Source organism: Herbaspirillum sp. GW821-FHT09A12 (genome assembly GCF_059418325.1).
Window position 1 is genome coordinate 1 of record NZ_JBWKPR010000031.1, and the last position, 1,290, is coordinate 1,290.

The following is a 1,290-nucleotide window of genomic DNA, read 5'->3' on the forward strand; positions in this document are numbered from 1 at the left end:
TGTATAGACCGGGGACATGGGTAACAAATGTGCCGGGACATAGGTAACACTTCAATCGTAGGCACTGTTTTGTCGTAAATCAATTTTTGCGAAGCGTTGATGAGAGAAGTACAGGTCGAACACCCCGTCCTGCGAAGGATGCGGTCGCGCGGCAATCCGATGTCGGTGCAGGGCATTTGATACCTTGAAGCGCTTGCCCTGAAGCACGATCTTGCCGTTCCATCCGACCTCCAGCACCAGATCTGTTTGCGCGTACTCAACTGGTGGCAGCGTTTGAGGGTAGGCAATACGGCTGGGTTGGTAGCGCGTGGCTGGCGTGCACATGGTCAGCGCCTCATGCGGACGCTCGTGGTTGTAGACATGCCGCCAGGCATTGAAGGCTGCCTGCGCTTGTAGCAAATCGCGGTAGTGTCTGCCACGCAGAATCTCGCATTTGAGGCTGCGATGGAAGCGTTCATTCTTGCCATTGGTCTGAGGATGGGCCGGCCGGCTGTGGCTGATGCCAATGCCCAGCTGGATGAGCCAGATCGTCAGTTGCGTGATGCCGTGAGCCGATTTCGAGGTGCTCCCCCAGGGGGCGCCGTTGTCGGTGTTGATACGCAGGGGCATGCCATAGCGGCGGAACACGTCTTCCAACGCCGCCTGCACTTGAGTCCGATCGGGCCGCGCACAGGCAGTCAAGGTGATGTTGTAGCGAGAGTGGTCATCGATGATGGTCAGCGGATGGCAGGTGCCCGCACCGGTTTCGAAGTGGCCCTTGAAGTCCATTTGCCACAGTTCATTGGGCCGGGCGTGTTCGAAGCGTTGGAACGGCGTACTGTCGGCGCTGGCCTGTGCATCGATGAGGCCATTGCGCTGGAGGATGCGGGTAATCGTGCTGGGGCTGGGAATGCCTTCGTGGCCCAGATCCAACAGGCGGCGATGCAGCTTGCGTGCGCCCCAGGCTGGGTGCTGGTGGCGCAGTTCGATGACCCGGGTTTCGATCTCGGAGTGGGTGCGTGCCGGACTGTTGAGTGGGCGACGCGAACGATCCGCCAATCCGTTTCGGCCTTCTTCGGCCACACGATTCAACAGTTTGTAGCCGGTCTTGCGGCTGATGCCGAAACGCTCGCACAACAGGCTGATGTTGGCGTCTTCCTGACGGGCCAAGTTCGTAAACTCTTCTCGCAGTGACATGATGTCAACAGTTCTCCAGGGCATGGTGGACCATCCTTTGGGCTTCGTTTCGAACCCCAAAAGTGTTACCTATGTCCCGGTACACGTGTTACCTATGTCTCAGGTCTATACAGC

The 1,290-nt window shown here is 58.4% G+C and carries 1 protein-coding gene; it reads right to left on the reverse strand.

The window, feature by feature from the left end:
* Nucleotides 1-51: 51 nt before the first annotated feature.
* A complete protein-coding gene (locus AC07N6_RS24250) occupies nt 52-1,200 on the reverse strand; it encodes an IS481 family transposase (RefSeq protein WP_494783859.1) in 1,149 nt (382 codons plus the stop codon).
* Nucleotides 1,201-1,290: the final 90 nt, after the last annotated feature.

Bases quoted from the DNA above. Each gene is read 5' to 3' on its own strand.
- AC07N6_RS24250 (WP_494783859.1), bottom strand. From the start codon at position 1,200: ATGCCCTGGAGAACTGTTGACATCATGTCACTGCGAGAAGAGTTTACG.